This window comes from Bacillus sp. GMs2/2, assembly GCF_050172095.1.
Classification (GTDB): Bacteria; Bacillota; Bacilli; order Bacillales; family Bacillaceae_G; genus Bacillus_A; species Bacillus_A cereus.
On the sequence record NZ_JBNLYE010000708.1, the window covers coordinates 1 to 1,221 of the forward strand.

The window sequence follows — 1,221 nt, forward strand, 5'->3', positions numbered from 1 at the left end:
CTAATTTCTATCTGTCTGTTTGTATCTTGCAAGATACTTTTATATACAATAGCGTCTGTTCGATGTTTCTTCAGCTGGTCTACTTCTTTTTCTAATAAACCAAATTGAAGTTCGGCATTATCTGCCCTACGATCTGCCTTATAATACTTCTCTTCTAGCTCTTCAATTTTTTCGGCTGCTGCATCCATTCTTTTTCCTGCTTGATATTGTACTTTCATGCTAGATACAGATAACTCTTTTAATTTCTCAAAGTCTTTTGATGGCAATGTGACCTTATCTCCAAATATCGTTTTCTTTGCTGATGCTTCGATTTTCTTCAACACTTGTTTTGGTTCTTTAAACACTTTCATTTCTGCAGTCGCATTTGCTTTTTGTTGGTCTTTTTGTTTTTGTATTTCCTCAGCATATCTTTTCAACTCTTTAACTGTCTCAAAACCAATTGTCTTCTCATTCAAAATGCCTTCTTTGTAGATATGCGGAATTTGTTGTTTTAAAAAGGTATCTAAATCTTGATGAAATGTTTTTAACTCTTTACGTGTTAGCACTTCTTTTGCTGAAACCTTTTCCCTTTGCTTTTTCTCGTCCCAAACAACAGGCATAAAAGCAAAGTGCATATGTGGTGTTGTTTCATCCATATGGACATTCGCTGAAAGTACGTTCTTTTCCCCACCATAACGATTTGCTAAAAACTCATAGGTCTTCTCAAAGAATTCACGTTGTTCTTTTTCTGAAATCCCCTTCAAATTTTCTGGTAACGTAACAACCCAATCTGCACATACTTTTACATCATTTCGCTTAAGGACATATACTTCACTTAAACGCTGATTCATTCGAGAAAGTGTATCTCCTTCTTTTTCACATAAATCATAATTCAAATCCGACCGCTCATTATCAATGTCTAGATTCGAATGATTTTCTGTTTTTCTATCCCAGTGAATCGAAAGTCCTTGTACATTTCCTTTTGTGTATTTTTGAACGTGAGCCATGAGCGAGAACCCCCTTTTTAATAACTAGTATAACATGGAGATCAGCCAGACTCATAGCATATGGTCTAGCACGTTATACCAAATTCTATTTGGACGTGCTCTGCGAGGCTCTTTGGCTTCGCCAAGCCATGCAAGCATGGCAAAGAAAACACCTCGGACTTTGTCCGAACCTACAAGGGGAACTCTTCCCCTTGACCCCATGAATCGAACTCCCCACCCCCTCAATCCTTGAGGG

The 1,221-nt window shown here is 37.5% G+C and carries 1 protein-coding gene and 1 pseudogene; both read right to left on the reverse strand.

Going from position 1 to position 1,221, the window contains the following annotated elements:
- Positions 1–986, reverse strand: a 986-nt coding sequence (gene mobV / locus ACQGS6_RS28875) for a MobV family relaxase (RefSeq protein ID WP_426966064.1), incomplete at its 3' end; no start/stop codon positions are given.
- Positions 987–1,037: 51 nt separating this feature from the next.
- Positions 1,038–1,221, reverse strand: a pseudogene (locus ACQGS6_RS28880) (hypothetical protein); the annotation flags it as partial.